The organism is Flavonifractor sp. DFI.6.63, assembly GCF_024462255.1.
Lineage (GTDB): Bacteria > Bacillota > Clostridia > Oscillospirales > Oscillospiraceae > Lawsonibacter_A > Lawsonibacter_A hominis.
The window spans coordinates 1-399 of the sequence record NZ_JANGBE010000092.1 but is presented as its reverse complement, the minus strand read 5'-3'; the positions used below and the strand labels follow the sequence as shown (position 1 = coordinate 399).

The window sequence follows — 399 nt, the reverse complement described above, 5'->3', positions numbered from 1 at the left end:
AAACGCGCCCTCTTCAGCCTCAGTAAAGACCGGAATAAATTCAACATATACTTTATCCATATCAACACCAAAACTTTCAAAAAATTTTCGTGTTGATTCATCCAAAAGTATACTACAAAGATCAGATAAATGTAAATCGAGTAGGGAGGACTTTCTCCTCCCTCTCACACCACCGTACGTGCCGTTCGGCATACGGCGGTTCAATTCATGTAATAATCTAAACAACTAATGAGTCCTCGCTTTGCGAGGATTTCTTTTGTTATCTTGCGAAGTCCGGCTGTTTTTGCTACCGCCTGATAATGGTCTGCAAATCCTACGGATTGTCTTGCCATCCATTCGGGTACGCCAAGTTTCTTTAACCCCCACATCCTTTTCTCACTGGTTTTCCACTGTTTCCAG

Annotated in this window: 1 protein-coding gene and 1 pseudogene; both read right to left on the bottom strand. The window is 42.4% G+C overall.

The features are described 5' to 3' along the window. Positions 1–225 (bottom strand): hypothetical protein (locus NE547_RS18030; RefSeq protein ID WP_256176628.1); only part of this gene is annotated, 225 nt, incomplete at its 3' end. Next, a pseudogene (locus tag NE547_RS18025) lies at positions 201–399 on the bottom strand (group II intron reverse transcriptase/maturase); the annotation flags it as partial. The gene NE547_RS18030 and the pseudogene NE547_RS18025, both read right to left, overlap by 25 nt.